This is a genomic window from Mesorhizobium huakuii (genome assembly GCF_014189455.1).
GTDB classification, from domain to species: Bacteria; Pseudomonadota; Alphaproteobacteria; order Rhizobiales; family Rhizobiaceae; genus Mesorhizobium; species Mesorhizobium huakuii_A.
The window spans coordinates 2,909,676-2,933,773 of sequence record NZ_CP050296.1 but is presented as its reverse complement, the minus strand read 5'-3'; the positions used below and the strand labels follow the sequence as shown (position 1 = coordinate 2,933,773).

The 24,098-nt window shown below is 64.2% G+C and carries 23 protein-coding genes and 2 pseudogenes; 10 read left to right on the top strand and 15 right to left on the bottom strand.

The features are described from left to right. Positions 1 to 139 precede the first annotated feature (139 nt). Positions 140 to 840: pseudogene (locus HB778_RS14545) on the bottom strand (phosphatase PAP2 family protein). Positions 841 to 868: 28 nt separating this feature from the next. Further along, positions 869 to 1,207 carry a hypothetical protein gene (locus HB778_RS14540; protein WP_183464491.1) on the bottom strand — a complete coding sequence of 113 codons (339 nt, stop codon included), beginning with the start codon at positions 1,205 to 1,207 and terminating at the stop codon, positions 869 to 871. A 168-nt stretch (positions 1,208 to 1,375) separates the two neighbouring features. On the opposite strand from HB778_RS14540, the gene HB778_RS14535 reads away from it, so the two are divergent. Together HB778_RS14535 and HB778_RS14530 are read left to right on the top strand one after the other, a co-directional pair. After that, positions 1,376 to 2,767: a sensor histidine kinase gene (locus HB778_RS14535; RefSeq protein ID WP_183464490.1), complete on the top strand. Its 1,392-nt coding sequence runs from the start codon at positions 1,376 to 1,378 to the stop codon at positions 2,765 to 2,767. Further along, the gene (locus HB778_RS14530) at positions 2,764 to 3,426 is read left to right on the top strand and encodes a response regulator (protein WP_183464489.1); all 663 of its coding nucleotides are present in this window, start codon (positions 2,764 to 2,766) and stop codon (positions 3,424 to 3,426) included. The genes HB778_RS14535 and HB778_RS14530 overlap by 4 nt, the downstream gene beginning before the upstream one ends. A gap of 200 nt (positions 3,427 to 3,626) precedes the next feature. Here the strand turns inward: HB778_RS14530 and HB778_RS14525 are convergent, their stop codons facing one another. Continuing rightward, positions 3,627 to 4,157: a hypothetical protein gene (locus HB778_RS14525; protein WP_183464488.1), complete on the bottom strand. Its 531-nt coding sequence runs from the start codon at positions 4,155 to 4,157 to the stop codon at positions 3,627 to 3,629. A gap of 276 nt (positions 4,158 to 4,433) precedes the next feature. On the opposite strand from HB778_RS14525, the gene HB778_RS14520 reads away from it, so the two are divergent. Continuing rightward, the gene (locus tag HB778_RS14520) at positions 4,434 to 6,437 is read left to right on the top strand and encodes a PhoX family protein (protein WP_183464487.1); all 2,004 of its coding nucleotides are present in this window, start codon (positions 4,434 to 4,436) and stop codon (positions 6,435 to 6,437) included. A gap of 136 nt (positions 6,438 to 6,573) precedes the next feature. After that, complete coding sequence (locus HB778_RS14515; RefSeq protein ID WP_183464486.1) at positions 6,574 to 6,798, top strand: hypothetical protein; 225 nt, start codon at positions 6,574 to 6,576, stop codon at positions 6,796 to 6,798. 9 nt (positions 6,799 to 6,807) lie between these two features. Here HB778_RS14515 and HB778_RS14510 read toward each other — a convergent pair whose 3' ends face one another. The 4 genes from HB778_RS14510 to HB778_RS14495 all read right to left on the bottom strand — a co-directional run bounded on the left by HB778_RS14510 (position 6,808) and on the right by HB778_RS14495 (position 10,063). After that, on the bottom strand, positions 6,808 to 7,557 hold the full coding sequence (locus HB778_RS14510; RefSeq protein ID WP_183464485.1) for a potassium channel family protein: 750 nt from the start codon (positions 7,555 to 7,557) through the stop codon (positions 6,808 to 6,810). 62 nt (positions 7,558 to 7,619) lie between these two features. Continuing rightward, entirely contained in the window at positions 7,620 to 8,300 is a 681-nt protein-coding gene (locus HB778_RS14505; protein ID WP_183464484.1) for a GNAT family N-acetyltransferase, read from the bottom strand. Further along, positions 8,297 to 8,785 carry a MarR family winged helix-turn-helix transcriptional regulator gene (locus tag HB778_RS14500; protein WP_183464483.1) on the bottom strand — a complete coding sequence of 163 codons (489 nt, stop codon included), beginning with the start codon at positions 8,783 to 8,785 and terminating at the stop codon, positions 8,297 to 8,299. The genes HB778_RS14505 and HB778_RS14500 overlap by 4 nt, the downstream gene beginning before the upstream one ends. Before the next feature lie 90 nt (positions 8,786 to 8,875). Continuing rightward, entirely contained in the window at positions 8,876 to 10,063 is a 1,188-nt protein-coding gene (locus HB778_RS14495) for a flavin-containing monooxygenase (protein WP_183464482.1), read from the bottom strand. A gap of 439 nt (positions 10,064 to 10,502) precedes the next feature. Here HB778_RS14495 and HB778_RS14490 point away from each other — a divergent pair, with 439 nt between their 5' ends. Then, positions 10,503 to 11,540 (top strand): phosphatidylglycerol lysyltransferase domain-containing protein, encoded by a 1,038-nt coding sequence (locus tag HB778_RS14490; protein WP_183464481.1) that lies wholly within the window; start codon positions 10,503 to 10,505, stop codon positions 11,538 to 11,540. Positions 11,541 to 11,876: 336 nt separating this feature from the next. Here the strand turns inward: HB778_RS14490 and HB778_RS14485 are convergent, their stop codons facing one another. Further along, complete coding sequence (locus tag HB778_RS14485; protein ID WP_183464480.1) at positions 11,877 to 12,638, bottom strand: ABC transporter permease; 762 nt, start codon at positions 12,636 to 12,638, stop codon at positions 11,877 to 11,879. Then, on the bottom strand, positions 12,635 to 13,561 hold the full coding sequence (locus tag HB778_RS14480; RefSeq protein ID WP_183464479.1) for an ABC transporter ATP-binding protein: 927 nt from the start codon (positions 13,559 to 13,561) through the stop codon (positions 12,635 to 12,637). Before HB778_RS14480 ends, HB778_RS14485 begins: the two co-directional genes overlap by 4 nt. A 240-nt stretch (positions 13,562 to 13,801) precedes the next feature. Here HB778_RS14480 and HB778_RS14475 point away from each other — a divergent pair. Together HB778_RS14475 and HB778_RS14470 are read left to right on the top strand one after the other, a co-directional pair. Beyond that, positions 13,802 to 15,164 (top strand): annotated as a pseudogene (locus HB778_RS14475) (cytochrome ubiquinol oxidase subunit I). Positions 15,165 to 15,272: 108 nt separating this feature from the next. Beyond that, a complete protein-coding gene (locus HB778_RS14470; RefSeq protein ID WP_183464478.1) occupies positions 15,273 to 16,277 on the top strand; it encodes a cytochrome d ubiquinol oxidase subunit II in 1,005 nt (334 codons plus the stop codon). A 16-nt stretch (positions 16,278 to 16,293) separates the two neighbouring features. Here the strand turns inward: HB778_RS14470 and HB778_RS14465 are convergent, their stop codons facing one another. Then, on the bottom strand, positions 16,294 to 18,882 hold the full coding sequence (locus HB778_RS14465; RefSeq protein WP_183465087.1) for an ATP-binding protein: 2,589 nt from the start codon (positions 18,880 to 18,882) through the stop codon (positions 16,294 to 16,296). 165 nt (positions 18,883 to 19,047) lie between these two features. Here HB778_RS14465 and HB778_RS14460 point away from each other — a divergent pair, with 165 nt between their 5' ends. From HB778_RS14460 to HB778_RS14450, 3 genes are read left to right on the top strand one after another with little or no spacing between them, the layout of a single operon-like run. After that, positions 19,048 to 19,398, top strand: coding sequence for a DUF4242 domain-containing protein (locus HB778_RS14460; RefSeq protein ID WP_244661913.1), 351 nt, complete (start codon positions 19,048 to 19,050; stop codon positions 19,396 to 19,398). Further along, entirely contained in the window at positions 19,376 to 19,663 is a 288-nt protein-coding gene (locus HB778_RS14455; protein ID WP_183464477.1) for a hypothetical protein, read from the top strand. Before HB778_RS14460 ends, HB778_RS14455 begins: the two co-directional genes overlap by 23 nt. A 59-nt stretch (positions 19,664 to 19,722) precedes the next feature. After that, positions 19,723 to 20,223, top strand: a complete 501-nt coding sequence (locus tag HB778_RS14450; protein WP_183464476.1) for a hypothetical protein — start codon at positions 19,723 to 19,725, stop codon at positions 20,221 to 20,223. Between the two features lie 163 nt (positions 20,224 to 20,386). Here HB778_RS14450 and msrA read toward each other — a convergent pair whose 3' ends face one another. From msrA to HB778_RS14425, 5 genes are all read right to left on the bottom strand, one after another. Further along, a complete protein-coding gene (gene msrA, locus HB778_RS14445; protein WP_183464475.1) occupies positions 20,387 to 21,112 on the bottom strand; it encodes a peptide-methionine (S)-S-oxide reductase MsrA in 726 nt (241 codons plus the stop codon). A 159-nt stretch (positions 21,113 to 21,271) separates the two neighbouring features. Beyond that, complete coding sequence (locus HB778_RS14440; RefSeq protein WP_183464474.1) at positions 21,272 to 21,592, bottom strand: hypothetical protein; 321 nt, start codon at positions 21,590 to 21,592, stop codon at positions 21,272 to 21,274. Between the two features lie 87 nt (positions 21,593 to 21,679). Continuing rightward, positions 21,680 to 22,378 carry a DUF1223 domain-containing protein gene (locus HB778_RS14435; protein WP_183464473.1) on the bottom strand — a complete coding sequence of 233 codons (699 nt, stop codon included), beginning with the start codon at positions 22,376 to 22,378 and terminating at the stop codon, positions 21,680 to 21,682. Positions 22,379 to 22,459: 81 nt separating this feature from the next. Next, on the bottom strand, positions 22,460 to 22,855 hold the full coding sequence (locus tag HB778_RS14430; RefSeq protein WP_244661912.1) for a hypothetical protein: 396 nt from the start codon (positions 22,853 to 22,855) through the stop codon (positions 22,460 to 22,462). 165 nt (positions 22,856 to 23,020) lie between these two features. After that, positions 23,021 to 24,079: a TadE/TadG family type IV pilus assembly protein gene (locus tag HB778_RS14425; protein WP_183464472.1), complete on the bottom strand. Its 1,059-nt coding sequence runs from the start codon at positions 24,077 to 24,079 to the stop codon at positions 23,021 to 23,023. Positions 24,080 to 24,098: the final 19 nt, after the last annotated feature.

Sequence of the window (24,098 nt, the reverse complement as noted above, 5' to 3'; positions counted from 1 at the left end):
GTGACGCGGTTGAATATTTTCAAGGCCTTAATGACATCGGCATGCTTGCTGTCGATGGCTCTGGCACTGGCAGGCTGTGGCGGACACCTCATCAACAGATTGATCTGAGCGCAAGCCCGAGGAGCGCGGTCAGGCACCATCAGGCATCGTCGCTCACCACCTTGCGCCGCTGCAGAAGCCGCGCCACCAACCAGCACAGCATCGCCCAGGCGAAGCCCGCGCACCAGCCGGCCAGCACATCGGACGGCCAGTGGACGCCGAGATAGATGCGGCTGACGCCGACCAGCACCGTCGTCAGCACGGCGAGCGACAAGACGTAGATCTTCGTCGCCCGGCCATGCACGAAGCGCGCCGCCAGCGAACCGAGCGTGAGATAGGTCACCGCCGACAGCATGGCGTGGCCGCTCGGGAAGGAAAGCGACGTCTCGCTGACCAGATGCGAAACGAGCTCGGGCGCGGCCGGTCGACGCCGACCTTCAGCAGGCTCGACAGAACCTGGCCGCCGGCCACCGCCACGAAGATGAGAAGCGCGGTCCCGGGCCTGCGGATCAACATGAGATAGATGATCGTCGCCGCCGTGATCAGCACCAGCACGCTGGCGCTGCCGAGGCTGGTGATGTCGCGCATCGCGCCTTCCAGCCATGGCGGACCAATCGGGATTCCTGGTTGACCGACCTGACGGAAGGCAAGCAGGATCTCCGTGTCGAAGGCGTGCGGGGCGGTGGCGCGCGCCACCTCCATCAGTTCCTCGAAACCCCACAGCCCGCCGGCGAGGACCAGGCCGGCCAGCAGGACAGGGAATTCGATGCGGTTGAGCAAGGTATTTGCGGTGTCTTTCATCGGGCCGGTGTCGCGGTGTTCATCTCGGTTAACGTCCCTGCAGATAGGGCCCGAGCGTGATCAGCGCCACGGCGGCGATCGCCAGCACGATGCCGCTGGCCTGCAGCGCGTTGACGCGCTCGCCGAAAAACACCAGCGCCACGACGTTGACCGAGACCAGCTGGATGACCGCTGAGAGGCTGAACGACACCGACATGCCGAATTCGCGGATCAGCCGCAGCATGATCAGATTGCCCAGCGAATAGAGCGCGAGCGTCAAAAGGATCTTGCCCAGGCTCGGCGCCATTCCCCATTGCTTGGCGGCTGTCGCCGCCAAAAGGAAGATCACCGTCGAAAAGCCAAGCTGCAGCAATCCCGAAAAACTCAACGTCCGTCCCCTTGAAAGCGGCTACGCCGCATGTGCCGCGGACCTTGTTTCCGAAGCACGCCGAGACGTCAAGCGACCTCGTTCTAACGAAGGCCTTGGCAACGGCAAGACTGAGGCTCAATGTACCGATGTCGCCCGTCTGTCGATGGAGGGGGCGGTCAGGGGCTCATGATTGGTATTCTACGGAACTTGGCGCGGCGCTGGAGCGAGCTTTCTCTTGCTCTGCAATTCCTCGTTGCCGGCGGCTTTGGCCTTCTGGCCGTCATGCTCGTGGTGGGCTCCTGGGTGACGACGCAGATCCGGTATGGCGTCACCCGCAATTCGGCCGCCACGACAGCGCTTTATGTCGACAGCGTGATCGCGCCGCTGCTGCCCGACCTGCGCAAAAGCGAGGAGCTCAGCGACTCCGTCAGACAGGCGCTTGACGAGACGCTCGGCCAGGGCGCGCTCGGCAAGCGGCTGATCTCGTTCAGGCTCTGGCGCCGGGACGGCACCGTGCTCTATGCGAAGGACGCGGCCTTGATCGGCCGCCGCTTCGATATGACCGACAATCTGCGGTCCGCCTTCCAGGGCAACGTCACCGCCCAATTCGATACGTTCGACGAAGACGAAGGCAAGGAGCAGGCCATAGGCGTGCCGTTGCTGGAGATCTACAATCCCGTGCGCGCGCCCTGGTCCGGCGAGGTGGTGGCCGTCACCGAATTCTACGAGATCGCCAGCGATTTCAAGGCCACGCTGGCTTCCGCGCTGCTGTCGAGCTGGCTGGTCGTGGCCGGCACCACCTTGGCGGCGTTTCTGCTCTTGTCGAGCATCGTGCTGCGCGCCAGCCGCACCATTGACGATCAGCGCGGGGCGCTACGCCGCCAGGTGTCGGAGTTGCAGGGCCTGGTGACGCAAAACAGCGCCTTGCGGCAGCGTGTGCAGCGGGCGTCCCGCCGCGCCACCGCACTCAATGAACGATATCTGCGCCGGATCGGCGCCGACCTGCATGACGGACCGGCGCAACTCGTGGCCCTGGCGGCGCTGCGGATGGACAGCCCGGTCTTTTCCGGCGACGGCCATTGGGGCGAAAGCCGCTCGACCGAGGTTGCGATGATCCGCAAGACGCTGGAGGATGCGATGCGCGAAATACGCGGTATCTGCACCGGCCTCGTGCTGCCGCAGATAGAGACGGCCGCCACGATGGACATATTGCGGCTGGCCGTCAACGAACATGAGCGCCGGACGGGAACGTCGGTGGCGCTCACACTGCCCAGGCATTTGCCCGAACCCGGCGCCTCCGAGAAGATCAGCATCTATCGTTTCGTGCAGGAAGGGCTGAACAATGCCTATCGCCACGGGCGGGCCAAGGACCAGGCGGTGCGTGCCGGGATGAAGAGCGGCAGGCTTTTTGTCGAAGTGTCGGATGGCGGGCCGGGCTTCGACCCGGCGCGGGTCGAGGGGCTGGGGCTCGCCGGCCTCAGGGAGCGGGTCGAAAGCATTGGCGGCCAGTTCCAGACCTTGACCGGAGCGCACGGCACGCGATTGGTGATCAGTCTTTCGATTGAGGAGCAAGCATGATTGGGGCCATTCGCATTGCCGTTGTCGACGATCATCCGCTGTTTCGCGAAGGCGTGTCGCGCAGCCTGTCGGAGATCGGAGGTTTCGAGATCGTCGGCGAAGGTGCGACGGCGCAGGATGCCGAACGCATCGCCTCGACGGTGCAGCCCGACATATTGCTGCTCGACATCTCCATGCCGGGCGGCGGCCTGGCCGCGGTTGCAAGCATCCTTGCCGACCATCCCGCACAGAAGATCGTCATGCTGACCGTTTCGGAGGCCAATGCCGATGTAACCAAGGCCCTGAACGCAGGGGTGCAAGGCTATATCCTCAAGGGTGTCGGGTCGCGCGCGCTGGCCGACATCCTGCGCAACGTGGCGGCCGGCGAGAGCTATCTGACGCCGACGCTGTCGGCGCGGCTGCTTTCCGATCTCCAATCGCCGCAACCCGCCGACGGTGTGGCGGACCGGTTGCGGCACCTGACCGAACGACAGACGGAAATCCTGCGGCTGGTGGCGGAAGGGCTCAGCAACAAGGAGGTTGCCTTGCGCCTGGAGCTGCAGGAGAAGACGGTCAAGCACCACATGACCGGGGTGCTGTCGAAACTCCATGTGCGAAACCGCACTGAAGCGGCTCTGATGATGCGCGAGTTGCGCGACCGGGACAGGAACCGCCCCTAGGGCAATTCCAGGCTAGAGCAATTCCAGGAAAAGTGTGAAGCGGCTTTCCCAAGAAAGCGCATAGCGCTTTCTTGGGAATTGCGTCAAAATAATGGGTCAGGCCGTCGCGGAACCGCGCGAGGGCCGGACAAAAAACAAGTCACCTCCGCCGGGGGCGGCGGAGGTGACTTGTGAAGCTGGTCGTTGCCTGTTGACCAGCCTCACAAGGCCTTCAGACGGCTGACATCGGCCGGCGTGGCCCGGCGGTCGATGATCGTGCGCCCCAGCGCATCCTTCATCCTGAAACGGCCGTTCTCGATCTTTTCGGTTATGCCGTCGGGATGCGTGACCGTGATCTTGTTGCCGTCTACCTCGACCTTGTCGCCGGTCGTTGCGTTGACATGGCTGGCGCCTTGGTCGTTCTGGCCCTTGCCGGATCCCGTATCGCCGCCACCGTCATCCGTTCCGGAATTGCCGCCGTTTCCATTCCCGTTGCCGTTGTTGCCGCCGCCGCCATTGCCACCGCTGTTGCCGCCGCCATTGCCACCACTGTTGCCGCCGCCATTGCCACCGCCGTTGCCGCCGCCATTGCCACCGCCATTGCCACCGCCTTTGGCAGCCTGTGCGTATGCGGCATCGATTGCAGGGGCGGAGCCGTGCAGGGCAATTCGATAGGGAATAATGGTCAGCGCCAGAGCAGCCGACGAGACGAGCGCAAGCCGGCGACAACGGGCCGTGATCGATCCGTGCATCCTGATCTCCATCGATTGAGCCGGTGCCCACCCCCAAAGTTGCAGTGCACCCAACAACATCCCCGAAAGATGTAGTGACCGGAAGCGACCTGCGACCGTTGCGGTTGTCCTCCAGGACCTTTGCAAGCGCAAGGTTGGACCAAAGTCTGATGTCGTGCGTGACGGGTCGCCTCGCCTCGGGCATTGGTGCTTGTATGATGTCACGAAAATGTGATCGGCCTGACGTAAGGGGTCGAACAGGCAACAAGCTCCAGCCACTCCAAGCCAGAGGCCCTCATGACCGAACATCGCTCCCCCGACGCCCGATTCCGCACCAGCCTGCTCGAGGAAAACGAAGGACCGGCCATCAACCCCACCGACAACCGCACCATGGGCGATATCATCGCCGCGCGGTTCTCGCGCCGGGGTTTCCTGAAGGGATCACTCGCCGTCTCGGCGATCGCCGCCACCGTCAGCCCGCTGGCCATGATCGCCGCCGACGATGCCCGCGCCGCGGAAGGCTCCGCCTTCAAATTCGACGAGCTCCAGGCCGGCATCGACGACAAGCACCACGTCGCGCCGGGCTATGACGCCGACGTGCTGTTGCGCTGGGGCGATCCGCTGTTTGCCGATTCACCGGAGTTCGACCCGACGAAGCAGTCGGCGCAGGCCCAGGCGAAACAGTTCGGCTACAACAATGACTATGTCGGCTATATCGCGATCGACGGCTCGGCCGAGCACGGGCTGCTGGTGGTCAACCACGAATACACCAACCCGCATCTGATGTTCCCCGGCATCGTTTCGATCGTCGAGAAGGACGGGAAGAAGAAGGCCGAGGTCGCCCCGCTCTCGAAGGAGCAGGTCGATGTCGAGATGGCGGCGCATGGCGGCACCATCGTCGAGATCCGCAAGCAGGGCGGCAAGTGGCAAGTGGTGCGTGACGGCAAGCTCAACCGCCGCATCACCTCCACCACCGAAATGGCGCTCTCCGGTCCGGTCGCCGGCCATGACCGCGTCAAGACCAATGCCGATCCGTCCGGCACCAAGGTGTTCGGCACTTTCAACAATTGCGCCGGCGGCGTCACACCCTGGGGCACCTATGTGATGGCCGAGGAGAACATCCACGGCTATTTCTCCGGCGAACTGCCCGAGGGCCACAAGGAAGCCGCCAACTACAAGCGGCTCGGCATTCCGGAAGGCGCCTATGAATGGGGCGCGCATTACGACCGCTTCAACCTCGCCAAGGAGCCGAACGAACCCAATCGCTTCGGCTGGATCGTCGAGGTCGACGTCAACGATCCGACCTCGACGCCGAGGAAGCGCACCGCCATGGGGCGCTTCAAGCATGAAGGCGCCGAATCGATCGTCGCCAAGGACGGCCGCGTCGTCTTCTATCTCGGCGACGACGAACGCTTCGACTATGTCTACAAATTCGTCACCAAGGGCGCCTTCAACGCCAACGACCATGCCGCCAACAAGGACCTGCTCGACGACGGCACGCTGCATGTCGCCAAATTCGCCGAGGACGGCACGGTCGACTGGCTGCCGATCGTCTTCGGCCAGGGGCCGCTGACGGCGGAAAACGGCTTCGCTGGCCAGGCCGACGTGCTGATCGAGACGCGGCGCGCCGCCGATCTGCTCGGCGCCACCAAGATGGACCGGCCCGAGGACATCCAGCCCAATGGGGTCAACGGCAAGGTTTATGTCATGCTGACCAACAATTCGAAGCGCAAGGCCGACCAGGTCGATGCCGCCAACCCGCGCGCCGAAAATGCCTTCGGCCACATCATCGAGATCACCGAGACCGACGGCGATTTCACCGCCACCAAGGGCAAATGGGAAGTGCTGTTGAAATGCGGCGATCCCTCGGTTGCCGATGTCGGCGCCACCTTCTCGACGGCGACGACGGCCAATGGCTGGTTCGGCATGCCCGACAATTGCGCGGTCGATTCGGCCGGGCGCCTGTGGGTCGCCACCGACGGCCAGGGCCCAAAGGCCACCGGCCGCACCGACGGCCTGTGGGCGGTCGACACGGAGGGGGCTGCACGGGCGACCTCGAAGCTGTTCTTCCGCGTGCCGATCGGCGCCGAAATGTGCGGCCCGCTGTTTGCACCGGATGATCAGACCGCCTTCGTCGCCGTCCAGCATCCGGGCGATGGCGGCGAGGATTGGGACGGTTTTGGCCGCCCGTCCTACTATGAGGATCCGTCGACGCGCTGGCCCGATTTCAAGCCCGACATGCCGGTGCGGCCGTCGGTCGTCGCCATCACCAGGCAAGGCGGCGGCAAGATCGCGGTTTGATCTCGGGCGCCGGTTTGCAGCCTTGGGAGGGGGTTCGGTTCCCGAATGCCCCTCCTTCGGCATGAAACCTATTCAAGCTCCGGGAAAGATTGGCAATTTACAGGTGGCGCCCTAACTCCTCCTTCAGGAGACCGCCATGTCGAAGTCCGTCTATGATCGTGGCCTGCTCAAGCCCGCCGAAATCGCCAGGCTGCAGCGCGTCTTTGACGAAGCCTGCCTCAAGCGCGAAGCCCACCCCGATTCGCCGCAAGCGCGCGAAATCGCCCTGACCCTGCTTGCGCTCCACAATGCCGGCATGGTCGACGAGGCGATGCTGACGGACGCCGTCGGTTTCCGCCGGCTGGAGCCGAAATCGGCGTGAGATAACGCTTCATTCCGCGGACGTTTGGCTGTCGGTGGGCGGCACGATGGTGGGCGCAACCGGACCGGCGCCCTTAGCGTGGCCGATCACCCATCCCAGCACCACGACGATCAGCCCGAAGGAAAACAGGATTTCGGCAATGGTCGCGATCTTCGCCGTCATCGTCAGTGGTTTGATGTCACCGTAGCCGACGGTCGCCATTGTGACCGCGCTGAAGTAGATACAGTCGACAATTGTTGCCGCGGACGGCACGAAGATAAGCTTGTCGAACCAGTTGACCCAGGGCGACCAGCCGCCCTCCGGCATCGGGCGCAGGAGCCCATCATAGGCGACGCCGTCGGTTAACAGGGCGATGTAGTAGTGAACCGCCGCGAAGAAGATCATCGTGGTCGCAACGAGCTGCAGCACCTGGAAGACCGGCCGCGCAAAACTTCTGAGTTGCGACGCCGACAGGAAGCTGACGAATGTGACGTAGAGGTAGTGGGCCGCGACGATAAGTGTGAGCGGGCCCCAGAGGAAAATCACGGTGAAGGGAAGTACGATGTTGAGCTTTGCGTCAGGCTCAAGACCGCGCCACAGGAAGTCGACAAGGCTGGAGACCACGACGACGCAACAAACCAGCAAGAACGCGACCAGACCGACATAGAGTGCTGCAAGTGGCACAAGCGAGATGGGATGCCGGCTAACGAAATCCAGATAGGCTCGATGGCGATCCCGCGCGGAATGCCATTTTTTGCTTATCCACCGGCCCGCAGCCATAGAGGAGTACCTCCGCTTCCCCGGCAGAATGTACCAACTGCTTGCTTTTTGCACCTCGCCAACTATCCGGCGCGCTGAACCACCGCCACATTTATCGTGCTCCTCAAGCTGAAGCCGATGGACTCGTAAAGCCTTATCGCGCCGGTGTTTGTGGCAAAGGCGTGCAGGTACGGGATTTCGCCGCGTACGAAAATCTGATTGGCCACGAACACGGACAACAGCCGGCCAAGGCCAGCGCCACGAAAATCGGGGTGCGAGCAGACGCCGCTGAGTTCGGTATAGCCCGGCTGCTTCATGCGCTCGCCGGCCATCGCCACCAACCTGCCCTCGACCTTCACGCCCCAGAAGGCGCCGAGGCTCAAGGCCCCTGATGTGAACGGGCCGGGCTTGGTGAGCGATGCCAGGGCCAGCATTTCGGCCGTGTCGTTACGTGTCAGGGGCTGGACGCGCTCGTCCGAAACGGTCTGCAATGGCGCGCCGGCGACCATCTGCACAGCGTCGGCGGTCGAGATCGCCGCGAGGCCCGACGGAAGAACAATGGTGTCGGCTTGCGCCATGATGACGCTCTCATCAGGGCCAACGAGTTCGCCGAGCGCCTGCAGGCTTGCGGCGTCGTCGGCAGCGGTGGCGGCAAACAGGGCGATGGACGGGGAATAGCGCCTGGCAAGCTTGCCGCCTTGCGCGAAGGCCTGATGCCGCGTCTCAAGCGCGCTCCAGACGGGTCGGTCGAGAACATGTTTCATTGCACGGCGCCCTTTTTGACACGACGATCGAGCGGGGCTGTGGCCAGCCCATCCTCGATGGCAGCGAGTTGATCGAGAAGCGGCCCGGAAAGATCCCGGCACAGATCCGCGACGGCGTTCTCGATGCGTGGCCACACATCCCGTTTCGCGACATCGACCAGGCGCTGGCCCTTGCCGGTCAGCGAGACCATCCGCCGCCGCTGGTCATCTTGCGACTGAATGGTTTCGACCAGCCCCAGCTCGGCCAGAAGCGACACGCTTCTTGTCACGCCCGGCTGTGTCAGCCCGAGCGATTGCGCCAGCTCGCCGACGGCCAGCGGTCCCAGCCTGTCGAGTGCGGCCAGCAGGGGGTACTGGCTCGATTGAAGCGGAACCTCCAGGCCATCGAGCAGCTGTTGTGCATCGGCCTGCAATTGCTCGCCAATGCGCTTCAGCCGGCTGCCCAAGCAGAGATAACCAAGAGACCGGATAACGTCTTCCATCATCATTCCGCGATAAATTGTAACATGTTATATAACATGGCATGCAAATTGTCAAAAGCCGCCGTATGCTTGGCGTCCGCCTCTGCGATCAAATCAGCGTGACACGCCCGAGGGCCGAGAAGAGCCGGCGATCCGCCTGGCGATCGCATTGCCCAAGATGGCGGCATTGGCGAAGCAGCCGCGGATGCTCGGCCGCATGCCGGTGAACCACAGGCCGGGCAGTTTCGGATCGGCTTCGCCGCCATTGAAGAGCGGGACGCCCTTGCTGTCGAGCACGCCGAGATTACCGACCATGCGCTCCAGACCGGTGCGGTAGCCTGTTGCGGCAATGACGATATCGGGATCGATCAAGCTGCCATTGGCCAGGATCACGCCGTCGCGGGTGAACTCGCGTATCGCCGGCACCACGACGATCTTGCCCGATTTGATGGCGTCGACGGCGCCGTCATCCGCGGCGATCGCGGTGTAGTCGGAGGTCAGGCGGCTGGCGCCGCCCGACGGCGCGGGCGGCATGCCGAATTTGGTCAGATCGCCGAAAACCAGGCGCTGCGTCGCGGCGATCGCCGCATCGGCGACGCGCAACGGCAAGCGCGCCATGAGCGGCGAAAGCCGGTGCACGGCGATCTTGCCGATCCGCTTGGGCAGGAGGGCTGGGCCATTGCGGGCCGACAGCCAGAGAGAAGCCGTGTCCACGCCGGCGAGATGATTGAGGGCGTCGAAACCCGAATTGCCCGCGCCGACGACCAGCACCTTCTTGCCGGCATAGGACTTGGCGTCGCCAAAATCCGCCGAATGGATGATCCGGCCGGCGAAGGCCTCTATGCCCTTCCACTGCGGCGTGAAGGGCTCCTTGTCGCGGCCGGTGGCGACGACGACATGGCGCGCCAGGCGCGAGCCGGTGCTGGTGCGCACGGCCCAGTGGTCGCCCCGGAACACGATGGTCTCGACGGCGACGCCAAACTCCACCGGCAGCCGGTTCGCCTCGCGGAAATCGTTCATATGGCGGATAACGACGCTCTTGGGTGGAAAGGCTGGCGTATCCCCGGGATAGGAAAGGCCGGGCAGCGCCGAGAGATCGCGATGGGTGTTGAGATGCAGCTGCTGGTGCCGCCGATGCCAGGGCTCTGCCAGCCGGCTCTCCTTTTCCAGGATTGCCACCGGCACGCCGGCCTTGATCAAAGCCTGCGCGACAGCCAGTCCGGCGGCGCCGGCGCCAATGACGATCGCCGGCTCGACTGCCACCACCTGCTCCATCATCGGTCCGGTCGTCGTATCAGCCATTCACTCTTAAAACCCATCCACCACCCCAGCATCCCGACAAGGTCGCAGGACGCTGTAACCGTTTGATCGCGCGCAAACCCATACAGCAGATCGGTGCCGATTGCCGAGGCCTGCGCCGAGCCGCTTGCGCTCCGGAGCATTCCGCCGCCAGGTGCAAACAACTCTCATCGCGGAAATGCGGCCAAAACAACGACGTGGAGCGGATTATCCGCTTCTGCCCGAAACCATGCAGCCCTATATGGCATATCGGCGGCATCGGCGATAATCAGGTCGCGGCAATGTGATTGATTCGAGTTCCGGGGGGCTGGCGGATCTCGTTACCGACGCAGGAATTCGAAACCGCAGCGATTTCGGCTTCCCGCGAAAAATCAAGACGCCGTGGCGCGTCCAGCGTGTCGAAAGGCACGTCGCGCCACAGACCGCACGCGGAATCTCGACCATGGCCTCCTTGCGGATCTATTTCGACAAAATCCTCGAGGGCGCCTCGCCCAAGGTCGAGCGCCAGGCGCTGACGCATGTCGAACGCCTGGCGATTGTCCGCCGCCATGGCGACTTCTCGCTCGCCTATTCCAGTGCCGTACAGCACAAGCTGTCCTATTTCGGTGACGCCGACGGCTACATCGCCTTCGGCACCAAGATGAAACATCATTTCGCGCTCGGCGACCCGGTGGCGGCGCCGGCCCGGCGGCCCGACTACATCAGGCGCTTCGTCGAGACCGCCGGTGACCCGTGGTTCGTGCAGATCGGCGAAGACACCGCGCGCGTGCTGGCCGGACTCGGCTACAAGGTCAACCGGCTGGGTATCGACACAAGCCTTGTCCTGCCCGCGCATGATTTTTCCGGCAAGCGCAACGAGACCGTGCGCTATTCCGAGCGCTGGCTGCTGAAGAAGGGCTTCTCCTTCGAAGAAGACAAGCGGACGGTCTTCCTCGACGAGATCGCCCGGCTTTCCGAAAACTGGCGCGGCGACCGCATCGTCAAGCGCTGGGAGATGGGTTTTCTCAACCGCCCGTTCTACGATCAGCTCGGCTCCGACATGCGCCGCTTCGTCCTGCATGGACCCGATGGCGAGCTGATTGCCCTGCTTGATTTCGATCCGCTGTTCCGCGACGGCAAGGTGATCGGCTACACCACGGCCTTCAAGCGCAAGCATATCGACGCCTCACCGCATGCCGAGATCGGCCTGACCAAATTCGCCGTCGACCGGTTTCGCGAAGAGGGCATGTCGGTGGTGACGCTTGGCCTGTCGCCGCTTGTCGACGTGGGCCCAAGCGGATTTGCCGAAAGCGAGTTCTGGCGCAACGCTTTCCAGCGCGCCTACGATTCGCCCTGGGTCAACCGCCGCCGGTTCAACCTGCAGGGCCAGGCGGCGTTCAAGCGCCGTTTCCACGGCGTGGAAGAGCCCGTCTACATCGCCTTCCGCAAGGGGACCTATATCGAGATGCTGGGGCTGCTGCGACTGGTCAAGGCAATTTGAACTCTACAGGACTTGGGTTCCTCGCCCTCACTCCCGTCTACGCTATGCAAACATTTTCTGTGATTTGCGTAACTGATCGGCCCGAGGCTTGATTGCCACGTGGTTCCCCCAATCCGTCGCTGCTTCGCAGCGCCACCTTCCCCCTCCGGAGGGAAAGGAAGGGAGCTTTGCTGGACGAGCGTTGATGGCAAAAGAAGCTTGGCGCCTTTCCTCTACCCCGTCGATCGGGGGAGAGGTGGCTCGGCGAAGCCGAGACGGAGTGGGGGTCGACCAGCGCACCATAAGACAATGCATGCACCAAGCTGCCATGCACGCTATCGCCAAAGACCAGCCGCGTCAGTTCCGCAGCCGGTAGCCGGTCTTGAAAATCCAGGCGACGATCGCGATGCAGACCGCCAGGAAGACGACGGTCATGCCAAGGCTGATGCCGACCGAGACGTCGGACTTGCCATAAAAGCTCCAGCGGAAGCCGCTGATCAGATAGACGACCGGATTGAACAGCGTCACGGTGCGCCAGATGCCGGGCAGCATGTTGATCGAATAGAAGCTGCCGCCGAGGAAAGTCAGCGGCGTGATGATCAGCAGCGGCACCAGCTGCAACTGCTCGAAACTCTTCGCCCAGATGCCGATGATGAAGCCGAACAGGCTGAAGGTCACCGCCGTCAACACCAGGAAGGCGACCATCCAGAACGGATGCAGGATGGTGAGCGGCACGAACAGCGAGGCGGTGGCGAGGATGATCAGGCCGAGGATGATCGACTTGGTCGCCGCACCGCCGACATAGGCGATGACGATCTCCAGATAGGACACCGGCGCCGACAAAAGCTCGTAGATCGAGCCGACGAATTTCGGGAAATAGATGGCGAAGGAAGCGTTGGAGATCGACTGCGTCAGCAGCGACAGCATGATCAGCCCCGGCACGATGAAGGCGCCGTAGCTGATGCCGTCGATCTCGGTGATGCGCGAGCCGATGGCCGAGCCGAAGACGACGAAATACAACGATGTCGAAATGACCGGCGAGACGATGCTCTGCAGCACGGTGCGGAAGGCACGTGCCATTTCCATCCGGTAGATCGCCCAGACTGCGCGCAGGTTCATGCGTCTTTCCTCACCAGGTTGACGAAGATCTCCTCGAGCGAGCTGTTTTGCGTGTCGATGTCGCGGAACTGGATGCCTGATGCCTCGAGGTCGCGGATCAGCGAGGCGACGCCCGGCCGCTCGGCCTGGTTGTCATAGGTGTAGGTCAGCTGCCCGCCATCCGGCGACAGCTCCAGCGCATAGTGCGAAAAGGCCTCCGGGATGGCCGTCAGCGGAGTGCGCAGTTCCAGCACCAGCCGCTTGCGGCCGAGCTTGTGCATCAGCTCGGCCTTGTTCTCGACCAGGATGATTTCGCCGCGGTTGATGACGCCGACGCGGTCGGCCATCGCCTCGGCCTCCTCGATATAGTGGGTGGTGAGGATGATGGTGACGCCATCCTCGCGCAACCGTCGCACCATCTCCCACATGTCCTGGCGCAGCTCGACGTCGACGCCGGCGGTCGGCTCGTCGAGGAACAGGATGCGCGGCTCGTGCGACAGCGCCTTGGCGATCATCAGCCTGCGCTTCATGCCGCCCGACAGCGTGATCGCCTTGGCGTCCTTCTTGTCCCACAGCGAGAGGTCGCGCAGCGCCTTCTCGACGAAGCCATGATTAGCCGGCTTGCCGAACAGGCCGCGACTGTAGTTGACGGTCGCCCAGACGCTCTCGAAAGCGTCGATGGTCAGCTCCTGCGGCACCAGGCCGATCAGGCTGCGCGCGGCGCGGTAGTCCCTGGAGATGTCGTGACCGTCGACGGTGACGGTGCCGGTCGAGCGGTTGACGATGCCGCAGACGATCGAGATCAGCGTCGTCTTGCCGGCGCCGTTCGGCCCGAGCAAAGCAAAGATCTCGCCGCGCTGGATGTCGAGATTGACTTCCTTGAGCGCGGTGAAGCCGGTGGCGTAGGTCTTGGAGACCCCGGAAATGGACAGGATGGAGGGCATGGGCTGAAAACGGCTGCCTGAAAGAGGTCCCCTGATATAGGCCGAATGTCGGTGCGCGCAACCGGAAGTCAATGGCGCTGCTGACAGTTCTGGACAGCCACAGCAGGGAACGGCTGGAGATGTGCCGCGTGAACCGGTAAAATTGTCCTGTGGCGTTAAGCCTCGCGGCAGGACGCCGCTTTGACCTGAACCCGCTTCGGGCCTACTCTTCGCCAGTACTTTCAGCAGCCGGAGCCCGCCATGGACCCGCTCATACTGTCGCGCATCCAGTTCGGCGCGAATATTTCGTTTCATATTCTGTTTCCGACGATCACCATTGCACTTGGCTGGGTGCTGCTGTTCTTCAAGCTGCGCTACAACGCGACCAACGATTCCGCATGGATGCGGGCCTATTTCACCTGGGTGAAGGTGTTCGCGCTGTCCTTCGCCATGGGCGTGGTCTCCGGCGTCACCATGAGCTTCCAGTTCGGCACCAACTGGCCGGGCTATATGGAAAAGGTCGGCAACATTGCCGGGCCGCTGCTGGCCTACGAGATCCTCACCGCCTTCTTCCTCGAGGCGGCCTTCCTCGGCATCATGCTGTTCGGCTTCCGCCGTGTGTCCAACCGCGTCCATACGCTGGCGACGGTGCTGGTCGCCGGCGGCACCACGCTGTCCGCCTTCTGGATCATCGCGCTGAATTCCTGGATGCAGACGCCGGCCGGCTTCGAGATGATTGACGGCAAGGCGCATGCCGTTGACTGGTGGGCCATCGTCTTCAACCCGTCCATGCCCTACCGCCTCGTCCACATGCTGCTCGCTTCGGGCCTGACGGTGTCGTTCCTCATCGCCGGCCTGTCGGCGCTGCGCTATCTCAACGGCGACCGCTCGGAATCGATGTGGAAAGCGCTGCGCACCGGCGTCTTCACGGCCGCGATCCTGATCCCGATCCAGATCCTTGCCGGCGACCAGCACGGGTTGAACACGCTGGAACACCAGCCGCAGAAGATCGCCGCCATGGAAGCCAACTGGACCACCGGCCCCAACGTGCCACTGGTGCTGTTCGCGCTGCCCGACGAGGCCGCCAAGGAGAACAAATTCGAGATCGCCATTCCCGACGGCGCCAGCCTGGTGCTGCGGCACTCGACCAGCGGCGTGGTGCCCGGCTTGGATGCCTATCCCGGCAACCATCCGCCGGTCTTTCCGCTGTTCTGGAGTTTCCGCATCATGGTCGGCACCGGGCTTTTTGATGCTCGCCGTCTCGTGGTCGGCCGCCTTCTTCCTTAAGCGCCGGCACAGCCTGCCGAAGCCGCTCGCCATGCTGATGGTGCCGATGGCGCTGTCGGGCTGGCTGGCGACGCTGGCCGGCTGGTACACGACCGAGATCGGCCGCCAGCCCTGGCTGGTCACCGGCGTGCTGAAAACCGCCGACGCCGTCGGCCCGGTGGCGGGCAGTCATGTCGCGCTGACGCTTGCCGTCTATCTCATCCTCTACCTGCTGCTGCTGATCGCCTATCTCGGCGTGCTGGTGCATCTGGCACTGAAGGCAGCCAAGGATGGCGACACCTCACCGCTGCCAGGGGTGATGAAGGCGGCGTTGTCGCAGCCGGCTGCAGGCGAGTGAGGAATGGTCCGCGCAGCGGGCGAAAAGCCAACGATTTGGCTTTTCGAATGACGAACGCCCGGAGCCATAGCGAAGGGCAGAGGCCGCAATGATAGGGATGATGTCTCAATGACCTTCGACTGGCCTACCGCTCTCCCCCTCATCTTCGCCGGCCTGATGGGCCTCGCCATCCTGATCTACGTCATCCTCGACGGTTTCGACCTCGGCATCGGCATCCTGTTCGCCGCGGCCGAGGACAGCGAGCAGGATACGATGATCGCGGCGATCGGTCCGTTCTGGGATGCCAACGAGACCTGGCTGGTGCTGGCCGTCGGCCTGCTGTTGGTCGCCTTTCCGATGGCGCATGGCGTCATCCTCACCGCGCTCTACATTCCGGTCTTCGTGCTGTTGGTCGGCCTGATCCTGCGCGGCGTCGCTTTCGATTTCCGCGCCAAGGTGCCGAGCGGCAAAAAGCATCGCTGGAACCGCATTTTCTTCCTGGGTTCCGTCATCGCCTCGCTGGCGCAGGGCTATATGCTGGGCGTCTATGTGCTCGGCCTCGATGTCGGCTTCGGCGGCATGGCGTTCGGCGTGCTGGTGGCGTTCTGCCTGGCCGCGGCCTACGCGGCGATGGGTGCGGCCTGGGTGATCTACAAGACCGAGGGCGAGTTGCAGAAGAAGGCGGTGCGCTGGCTGCGCACCGCGCTGGTGCTGACCGCGCTCGGCATGGCGGCGGTGTCGCTGGCGACCCCCTTCGCCAGCCCGCGCATCTTCGACAAATGGTTCGTCTGGCCGGAAATGCTCTATCTCTCGCCGCTGCCGATCCTGTCGGCGCTGCTGTTCCTGTGGCTGTGGCGGCAGACTTTCCATCTGCCGAAGCCCGACGACCGCCATGCGTTGATGCCGTTCCTGACGCTGGCCGCCATCTTCGTGCTCGGCTTTGCCGGTCTTGCCTGGTCGTTCTACCCGTTCGTGGTGCCCGACAAATTGACCATCTGGCAGGCGGCGTCGGCGACCGAAAGCCTGGCCATCATCCTGGCCGGCACCGTGGTCGTGCTGCCGATCATCATCTTCTATTCCTTCTATGCCTATCGGGTGTTCGGCGGGAAGGCGACGGACCTGACCTACGACTGAGCCGCCGCAACCGTCTTCAGATCAGTCCGCTCGCGCGCGCGGCGGCGGAGGCCTCGCCGCGCGAGACGGCGTCGAGCTTGCCCAGCACCGCCGAGACGTGGTGATCGACCGTCTTGGGTGAAATGGCGAGATGCTCGGCGATGCGCTTGTTGGACAGGCCGCGCTCGATCAGCTGCAACACCTCCATCTGGCGCTGGGTGAGGCCGGCGCTGTTGGCGCGCGTGGTGCGGCGCGGTCCCCGGGCGATGTGGATGACGCCGTTTTGCCGCATGATGTCGCGCACGTGGCTTGCGACCGGCCGGGCGCCGAGCGCCTCGAGGATGTCCAGCGCCGCACGCTGCGCGGCCTCGTCGCCCTGGGTGAGCGCCAGCGCGCGTTCGTAAGGCGCGTTCAGATCCGCCCACGCGTCCGCAGCCCCCTGCCAGTCACCAGCCAGCAGCATCCGGTAGGGCGCGGCCATGCCTGTCGTGTCGCCAGGATCGATATCGGGCGCCAGCATTTGCCGCCAGCCGGCCAGTTCGGCGAAGACCGCCCGCGTCGGCGACAGGCTCTCGGCAAGGCCGATCAGCCGCAGTGCCTCGTCCTTGTCCGCTTCCCCGAGCCAGGCCTGCTCGGCGATCACGGCCGCGTAGGCCAACAGGCGCTGCAGTTCGGCGCCCTTTTCCAGGAATTGCTTCGTCTCCGCCAGCAGCGGCTCGGCGGAGGGATCGCCACGACGCACCCTTAGCCGCGACAGCGCCACAAGGGCTGGATAGCGCACGAGGGCGGCGGCATGCGTGCCGGTGATGACTTCGAGCGCCTCGGCGCCGGCTTCGTCCCACCGGCCATGGCGCAGCAGCAATTGCGCCCGCACGCCGCGCATATAATCGCGCCAGGTCGCCAGATCATTCTCGACGCAATAGTCGATGCCGCGATCGAGGAAGGACTGGGCCTCGGAATATTCCAGCTGGTTCATGCCGCTGCAGGCGCAGTTGGTGAAGGCACGCGCGGCGTGTTCCTGGAAGTTTTGCGCCAGCGCGATTTCGAGGCTGCGGGCAAGGTGCAGCCGCCCGCTGTCCTGATCCAGCCACTGCTCGGCGGCGCCGACATTGTTGAGCGCGTGGCAGACGATGTCCGGCCGGTTCGCCGCTTCGGCGAGCTCGATTGCCCTGGCGCCCAGCGACAAGGTCTCGTCGAGCCGTTCGGCCAGCATCGCCAGCTGCGAGAGATTGGAATAGGCCATGGCCAGCTCCGGCCCGGCCGGCGCGGACTCAAGCAGCGCCACCGCCTCTGCGCCGAACGTGTCGGCGGCCTGGCGATCGCCCATCAGATAGGCAAAACGCGACAGGCAGCGAAGGCTGTCGCCCTCCTTCAGCACATTGCCCAGGGCCTGATGCAGCGCGCGCGCCTGCTCCTGCGCCTTGATCGCCTCGTCGATGCGGCCGATCAGATGGCACTCGAAGGCATAGTGCTCGTAAAGCCCGGCACGCTCTTCTTCCGGCAAATTATCGGCCTGGCGCAGGGCGACCTCGTAGTAGCCGACGGCGTCGCGATGGGCGCCGACGCGGGAGGCCTCGCGGGCGGCGACCGGTGCCAGCTCGCGCACCGTCTCCAGATTGTGCGCCTCCACCGCGTGATGGACCAGCCGAGCGGTGGCGATGTCGCCCCTTTCGAGCAGCGCCGACAGCGCGCGCTGGTTGAATTCCCGCCTGTGGCTGGTCGTCAGCATCGTCTCGATGGCCCGGCGGGCGATCTCGTGGCGGAAGGCGTAGGCATCGCCGAGGTCGTCGAGCAGTCCATTGGCGACGCATTCGGCCAGCTGGCCGGCGCTGGCCACGCCGCACAGGCCGGTCAAGGCCCAGGCGTCGGCGCGCCTGGGAAACACCGAGACGGCGTCGAGCATCGCGCGGGCGCCGGCCGACAGGCGTTCGGCGCGCGCCAGCACCGCATCGCGCACGCTGGCCGGCAGCGCCGTTTCGTTTTCGGCGCTCAACAGTTCGGTGACGAAAAAGGCGTTGCCGGCGGTCGCCCGGTAGATGGCATCGCCATCGCGGCCGGCGCCGGCGGCAAGCGACAGCACCGCCGCTTCGCTGAGCAGCGGCACGTCGATGCGCGCGACATTGCCGGCCGGGATTTCACCCAGCGCCCGGCGCACGCGCATCTGGCCTTCGCTGCGATCGGTGCGCGCCGTCAGGAGCAGGAGGATGTGGGTGTTGGCGATGCGCCGGCCGAGAAAGCGGACGAAGTCGAGCGTCGCGTCATCGGCCCAGTGCAGGTCCTCGATGACCAGCAGAGTCAGCCGGGTCCTTGTCTCGAAGACGTCGAGCGCATCGGAAAACAGCGGCAGCCGTTCTCCCCGGCGCGCGGCGACCGCCTGCGGCATCGCCCATTGCGCCTCGCGGGCGAGATCGTAGAGCGGCCCGAGCGGATCGGGAATCGACAGGTCCTCGCAGGCGCTGCGGAAGATGCGCGCGCCATCGGCAACTGAGCCGACGAACGCCTCGACAAGCGCCGATTTGCCGGCGCCCGCCTCGCCAGACAGCGCCGCGACATGGCCGCAGCCTCGCGCAGCCTCCGAGAGAAATCCGCCCAACTGCTCCAGCTGTGTCTGCCGTTCCAGAAGCATCGTCATACGCTCAACAGGGATTGTGTTTCGGCGTTTCCCCAGACATCCGCCACGAGCGTCCGGGACCATGACCGGAAATGTGACCCTCCACACATTCCAGTGCTACCTCACACATAACGTCGCCATTATAGGGAATCTTCCCACAAAACATAGGGAAAGGCTCCGATGCGCGCCGTCGGCGAGCATGATCAATGTCCAGCCGCGCTCAAATCGAGCGTGAAACAGTGGAAAAGGGAACTTGATATGCCTCGCTATGTGGTTGAACGCACATTTCCCAACGGCCTCAGCGTGCCGATGAACGATGCCGGCGCCGACGCGCTGGGCGGTGTCATCATGCGCAATGCGGAGAAGGGCGTGACCTGGGTGCAATCCTTCGTATCGCCCGACAAGAAGCAGAGCTTCTGCATCTATGATGCGCCCTCGCCCGAGGCGATCCGCAGCACGGCCCAGAAAAACGCCCTGCCGGTCGACAAGATCACGGAGGTGCGGGTCCTTGACCCTTACTTTTATCGTTGATCCCGACAATGACCATCCAACTGCCCTTCGCGGCGATGGCCGCTTGCCTGACAACGCGTCCAGCGCGGTGTTGGCGGGTTCGAGACCAGTCGGACGAGGCCCGTTACTGGGCCGGATTCTCCGGCGGCTTGCCTCGCTGCTGTTCGCACCATTGCGCAAGAACCGGCGCCGGTTGCCTCCGCAGGACGATTATCTGAGACGCGACATCGGCCTGCCGGAGCTCGAGGAGCTGCCGCACTACTGGGATTTCACCCGGTACCACTGACAGCCATCGACTTCGCAGCGGGAGCGGCTGCTTCCGCGCATCAACAACGAGGAGAGAAAATGAACATCCATCTGTGGACCAAGCACCTCATCAACCTGTCGATCCTGTCGATCGCGGCCACGGCGGCGAATGCCAATGGCACCGGCACGCTGGATGAGAAGGTGCGGGCAGCCAACAGCCGTTTCGAGAATGTGGCGACGGCCACCGCCGAAGGCTACGCGCCGATCCCTTGCGCCAGCGGCATCACCGGCGGCGCCATGGGCATTCACTATGTCAACGCGGCCTACCTGAAGGACGATGCCGTCGATCTCGCGAAGCCGGAAGCGGTGATGTACGAGCCGATGGCGGACGGCACGCAGAAGCTGGTGGCGGTGGAGTACATCACGTCGAAAGGCCCGGCTTCGCTCGAAGGACAGCTGTTCAACTTCAACAGCACCCCCAACCGTTATGGCCTGGGCGCCTTCTATGAGCTGCATGTCTGGGCCTGGAAGAAGAACCCGACGGGCACCTTCGCCGACATGAACCCTGATGTGTCGTGTGATGCGATGAAGGCGATGTAGGCGCAAATCTCCCCCCCGAGGGGGAGATTTCGCCGAAGGCGACAGAGGGGGTCGCCGCGCGTGAAGCGCCAACTTCCTTCTGTCGCAGGAGGCCGAGCCCGGTCGAACCGACCCCCTCTGGCCTGCCGGCCATCTCCCCCTCAAGGGGGGAGATAACCAAACCTCAATTGCTCGCCGACAGCACCAGCACCGGCTTGTCGCTGTACAGCGCCGGGAACAGCTGCTTCAGGTTCGCCACCTTAGGCAGGTCGTTGTAGACGATGTAGGGATAGGTCGGGTTCAGCGTCAGAAAGTCCTGGTGGTAGTTCTCGGCCGGGTAGAAGGTCTTGCCGGTCTCGATCGTGGTGACGATCGGTGCCGGATAGAGCTTGGCCTTGTCGAGCTGGTCGATATAATTCTGCGCGATCTTCTTCTGCGCGTCGTTTTCGGCAAAGATCGTCGAGCGGTACTGCGTGCCGGAGTCCGGTCCCTGGTAGTTCAGCTGCGTCGGATTGTGGGCGACCGAGAAATAGACCTGCAGCAGCTGGCCGTAGGTGACTTTCGAGGGATCGTAGGTGATCTCGACGGATTCGGCATGGCCGGTGCGGCCGGTGCCGACGGTTTCGTAGACGGCGTCATCCTTGGCGCCCCCGGTGTAGCCGGAGACAGCCTTGCTGACGCCCTTGACGTGCTGGAACACGCCCTGCACGCCCCAGAAGCAGCCGCCGGCGAAGATTGCCGTCTCGCTGCCCGCAGCCGCCTTTTCGTCCAGCGCCGGCGGCGGGATGACGACGGCGTCTTCCGCCGAGACGGCCGGCGTCAGCCAGAAGGCGGCGCCGGCGGCGGCCAAGGCAAGTGCGGCGAGCGCGCCCCGGACAAAGCCGGTCGAACGGTTCTTGATATCGGTCATGGTTGCACTCCTCATGGCTTGCATAGGGATCAGTCTATTGGATCAGCTACGATGGCGCGATCCGTGAGTTGCGCGACGGGCTCACATTCGTGTGCGCCTTTCAAGAACTGTCCCCGGCTGGACAGCGAGCCCGCCAGGGACAGAAGGCCACGACCAATGTCAGTTGGCCGGAGCCGTGGCATCCGCCGCCGGCTTCATCGCATCGGTGGCCGGTTTCATAGCGTCAGCGGCAGGCTTCATGGCATCGGCAGCGGGCTTCATCGCATTGGTGGCCATCGGGTCGGCAGGCTTCATGGCGTCCGTTGCGGGCTTCATTGCATCCGCCGGTTTCATGGCATCCGTGGCCGGTTTCATGGCGTCGGTAGCCATCGCGTTGGCCGGCTTCATGGCATTGGTCGTGTCGTCGGCGCGGGCGCCGGCGACGAAAACGGCGGCCGAAAGCGCGAAAGCGAGCGCCGGCAGGGTCAGGTACTTGGTCATTGAGAGTCTCCTTGGGTTTTGGCGCGCGGAAGCGGGCCGGGTGATGCGTTGCCGCTGCATGCGGCCCCGCGCGAAGGGAAAGAAAAATCAGTTGGTCGCGGCGGCGAGGATCGGTCCGCCGCCCGGCGATTGCACCAGCACGGCGGTGCTGAAGCCACCGGGCGCGGCGGGCAGCGCATAGGCGGTGGCGTCGCCGGTCCAGCTGCCGAGTTTTTCCAGCGCATGCACGACATTGGCATGCGGCAAGGTGCGGCCGGTGTTTTCGCCGCGCGCCACCGGCACCTGCACGACGCCCTTGGCATAGCGCACCAGCCAGACATCGGCCTTGCCGCCCGGGGCGGCGCCGGCGCCAATCGCGACCTTGCCGCCCTCGAGCGACAGCGAGGGGCCGCCGGTCTTGCCCGTTGCGGAAATCAGGCGCTCGATCTCGCCGGGTGCGGCGCCGACGACATCGGCATGGCCGTTGACCACCACTTGCGGCGTGAACGGCCCGTCATGGCCGAGCGGCGGCTCGTAGGACACCTGGCGCTGGGTGAACTCCTGTTTGCCGAACGTGTCCTTCCAGCCGAGATAATCCCAGTAGGTGACGTTGAAGGACAGCGCCAGCACGCCGGGCTGGTCCTTGACCTTGATGAGATTGGCGTTGGCCGGCGGGCAGGAGGAGCAGCCCTGGCTGGTGAACAGCTCGACGACGCTGAGCGGCTGCGCGGCAGCGGCGCTGAGCGAGGCGGCGAGCGCAAGAGCGCCCAGGCTGGACAATGCGGCGAATGTTCTGGCTCTCGACATCGGCTGGCTCCGTGTGGGACGGCGCTCAGATGCGCCGGTCATTCCCCCACTTCGCTGCCGTTTGCCGCTTCGTTACAGCGCTCACCGGTTTGTGATCACGGCACCAGACTTATGCGCGCGGCCCAAAACGCCACAGTGAGGTGTAGTGCATGATCGGCCGCTCAAAATTGCGCCTTCGGCGACAAATCGCTTTCCTGCATCCAGCATGGGCTGGAAGGTATCGAGCTGCCTGGCGTGCTCCAGCGTATCCCAGACACTGGTGTTGATGAGCGACAATGTCGCCTCGTCGGCGCCGGCGTAGAAGGTGAGCAGCCCTGGCATGGCCTCGATGCCGGGCCGAAGATCTGCCTCGGCCTCCAGCATCATCTCTCGCAACAGCGCAAACTTCGAAGCATCGCATCGCAAGATGGACACACGCAGCACGGGGTCGGACATCGGATTCTTCTCCTGGGGCTGACGTACGCTGAGGGCCGCCATGATAGCCGATCTCCCCCCTTGAGGGGGAGATGGCCGGCAGGCCAGAGGGGGTCGGTCCGACTGGGCGCGGCCTTTTGCGGCATTTGAAGGTTGGCGTCCGGTCGTGCCGACCCCCTCTGTCGCCTTCGGCGACATCTCCCCCCGAGGGGGGAGATTAGCAGCACCCTACTGCGTCAGCGCCGTCAGCGAGGGACGCTGGTCGAAGTCGCACTTGCCGGTGACGGTGTAGAAGAAGTCGGCATTGGAGGACGGCGCCGGCACAGTGGTTCCACCGTCTTCCCATGCCTGATAGCTCGTCTGGCCGCATGGCACGATGGAGAAGATGTCGACGGTCTGGCCGGTGGGGGTCTCGACCAGGCTGTTGGCGGCCGTTCCGCTGTAGAGCCGGTTGGAGGTGGCCGGGTCGTTCGAATAGAGGTTTTGCGGGTTGCCCGACGGCACGTTCATTTGGAGATACAGACCGCCCATCTGGCTGACGTCGATCGCCGCGCCGGCGCTGTTGGCCGGATACATCGTAGAGACACAGTAATAGTTCGTGCCATACGAATCCTGCTGAAGCGTCACCCCGTTGGGCGGGTTGTTGCCGACGGTGCAGACCTGTTTCTGGACCATGGTGGTGACGGTCTGGCTGCCCGAACCGGTAATGGTGCTGACGATGGTGGTGCCGTAGCCCTTGGGATCCTTGGTGTTGCCATAGGTATAGGCGATCGTCATCAGCGGCTTGGCCGCCGTGGCACCGAATTGCGTCCCGTAGAGCGTCATCGTCTTGTTCCACCAGCCCGAGACCCCGGTGACCTTGAACGTCGCCTGCACCAGGCCTGGTGCCTTGTTGACGCCGGAGGTTACGGCGACCGGCACGGTGTTGATCCGGGCAATGGTCATGAAATCGGTCGGCATGGCGAAGCTCGCCGAGGCTTGCGCGGTGACGGTGCCGTTGGCGGCGACGTTGAAGCTCACCAGCGTTGCGGTGCCCTGCCCGTTATTGGCGGTGAAATTGTCCTGCAGCGCCTGCTGGCGGGCGGCCGTCGTCGTGGTCGCCGGCAGCGTGGTGATGGCCAGCGTCGCGGCATCCAGCGCCGACTGCATGTTAGACCGGGTTTCGACCGCATCGGTATAGTCGACCGAGAAGCCGACGACGGTGATCAGCGGCACCAGGCTCAGAAGAAACAGCGGCATCATCGAGCCGCTGCGCGAACGGGCAAACCCGCCTGCAACTCTCAGCATTTCTCTACCCCCAAATAGA

What these genes read in the sequence shown, in the direction of transcription:
- HB778_RS14535 (WP_183464490.1), top strand. Translation starts at nt 1,376, where the DNA reads ATGATTGGTATTCTACGGAACTTGGCGCGGCGCTGGAGCGAGCTTTCT.
- HB778_RS14530 (WP_183464489.1), top strand. Translation starts at nt 2,764, where the DNA reads ATGATTGGGGCCATTCGCATTGCCGTTGTCGACGATCATCCGCTGTTT.
- HB778_RS14525 (WP_183464488.1), bottom strand. Translation starts at nt 4,157, where the DNA reads ATGCACGGATCGATCACGGCCCGTTGTCGCCGGCTTGCGCTCGTCTCG.
- HB778_RS14520 (WP_183464487.1), top strand. Translation starts at nt 4,434, where the DNA reads ATGACCGAACATCGCTCCCCCGACGCCCGATTCCGCACCAGCCTGCTC.
- HB778_RS14515 (WP_183464486.1), top strand. Translation starts at nt 6,574, where the DNA reads ATGTCGAAGTCCGTCTATGATCGTGGCCTGCTCAAGCCCGCCGAAATC.
- HB778_RS14510 (WP_183464485.1), bottom strand. Translation starts at nt 7,557, where the DNA reads ATGGCTGCGGGCCGGTGGATAAGCAAAAAATGGCATTCCGCGCGGGAT.
- HB778_RS14505 (WP_183464484.1), bottom strand. Translation starts at nt 8,300, where the DNA reads ATGAAACATGTTCTCGACCGACCCGTCTGGAGCGCGCTTGAGACGCGG.
- HB778_RS14500 (WP_183464483.1), bottom strand. Translation starts at nt 8,785, where the DNA reads ATGATGGAAGACGTTATCCGGTCTCTTGGTTATCTCTGCTTGGGCAGC.
- HB778_RS14495 (WP_183464482.1), bottom strand. Translation starts at nt 10,063, where the DNA reads ATGGCTGATACGACGACCGGACCGATGATGGAGCAGGTGGTGGCAGTC.
- HB778_RS14490 (WP_183464481.1), top strand. Translation starts at nt 10,503, where the DNA reads ATGGCCTCCTTGCGGATCTATTTCGACAAAATCCTCGAGGGCGCCTCG.
- HB778_RS14485 (WP_183464480.1), bottom strand. Translation starts at nt 12,638, where the DNA reads ATGAACCTGCGCGCAGTCTGGGCGATCTACCGGATGGAAATGGCACGT.
- HB778_RS14480 (WP_183464479.1), bottom strand. Translation starts at nt 13,561, where the DNA reads ATGCCCTCCATCCTGTCCATTTCCGGGGTCTCCAAGACCTACGCCACC.
- HB778_RS14470 (WP_183464478.1), top strand. Translation starts at nt 15,273, where the DNA reads ATGACCTTCGACTGGCCTACCGCTCTCCCCCTCATCTTCGCCGGCCTG.
- HB778_RS14465 (WP_183465087.1), bottom strand. Translation starts at nt 18,882, where the DNA reads ATGCTTCTGGAACGGCAGACACAGCTGGAGCAGTTGGGCGGATTTCTC.
- HB778_RS14460 (WP_244661913.1), top strand. Translation starts at nt 19,048, where the DNA reads ATGCGCGCCGTCGGCGAGCATGATCAATGTCCAGCCGCGCTCAAATCG.
- HB778_RS14450 (WP_183464476.1), top strand. Translation starts at nt 19,723, where the DNA reads ATGAACATCCATCTGTGGACCAAGCACCTCATCAACCTGTCGATCCTG.
- msrA (WP_183464475.1), bottom strand. Translation starts at nt 21,112, where the DNA reads ATGACCGATATCAAGAACCGTTCGACCGGCTTTGTCCGGGGCGCGCTC.
- HB778_RS14440 (WP_183464474.1), bottom strand. Translation starts at nt 21,592, where the DNA reads ATGACCAAGTACCTGACCCTGCCGGCGCTCGCTTTCGCGCTTTCGGCC.
- HB778_RS14435 (WP_183464473.1), bottom strand. Translation starts at nt 22,378, where the DNA reads ATGTCGAGAGCCAGAACATTCGCCGCATTGTCCAGCCTGGGCGCTCTT.
- HB778_RS14430 (WP_244661912.1), bottom strand. Translation starts at nt 22,855, where the DNA reads ATGGCGGCCCTCAGCGTACGTCAGCCCCAGGAGAAGAATCCGATGTCC.
- HB778_RS14425 (WP_183464472.1), bottom strand. Translation starts at nt 24,079, where the DNA reads ATGCTGAGAGTTGCAGGCGGGTTTGCCCGTTCGCGCAGCGGCTCGATG.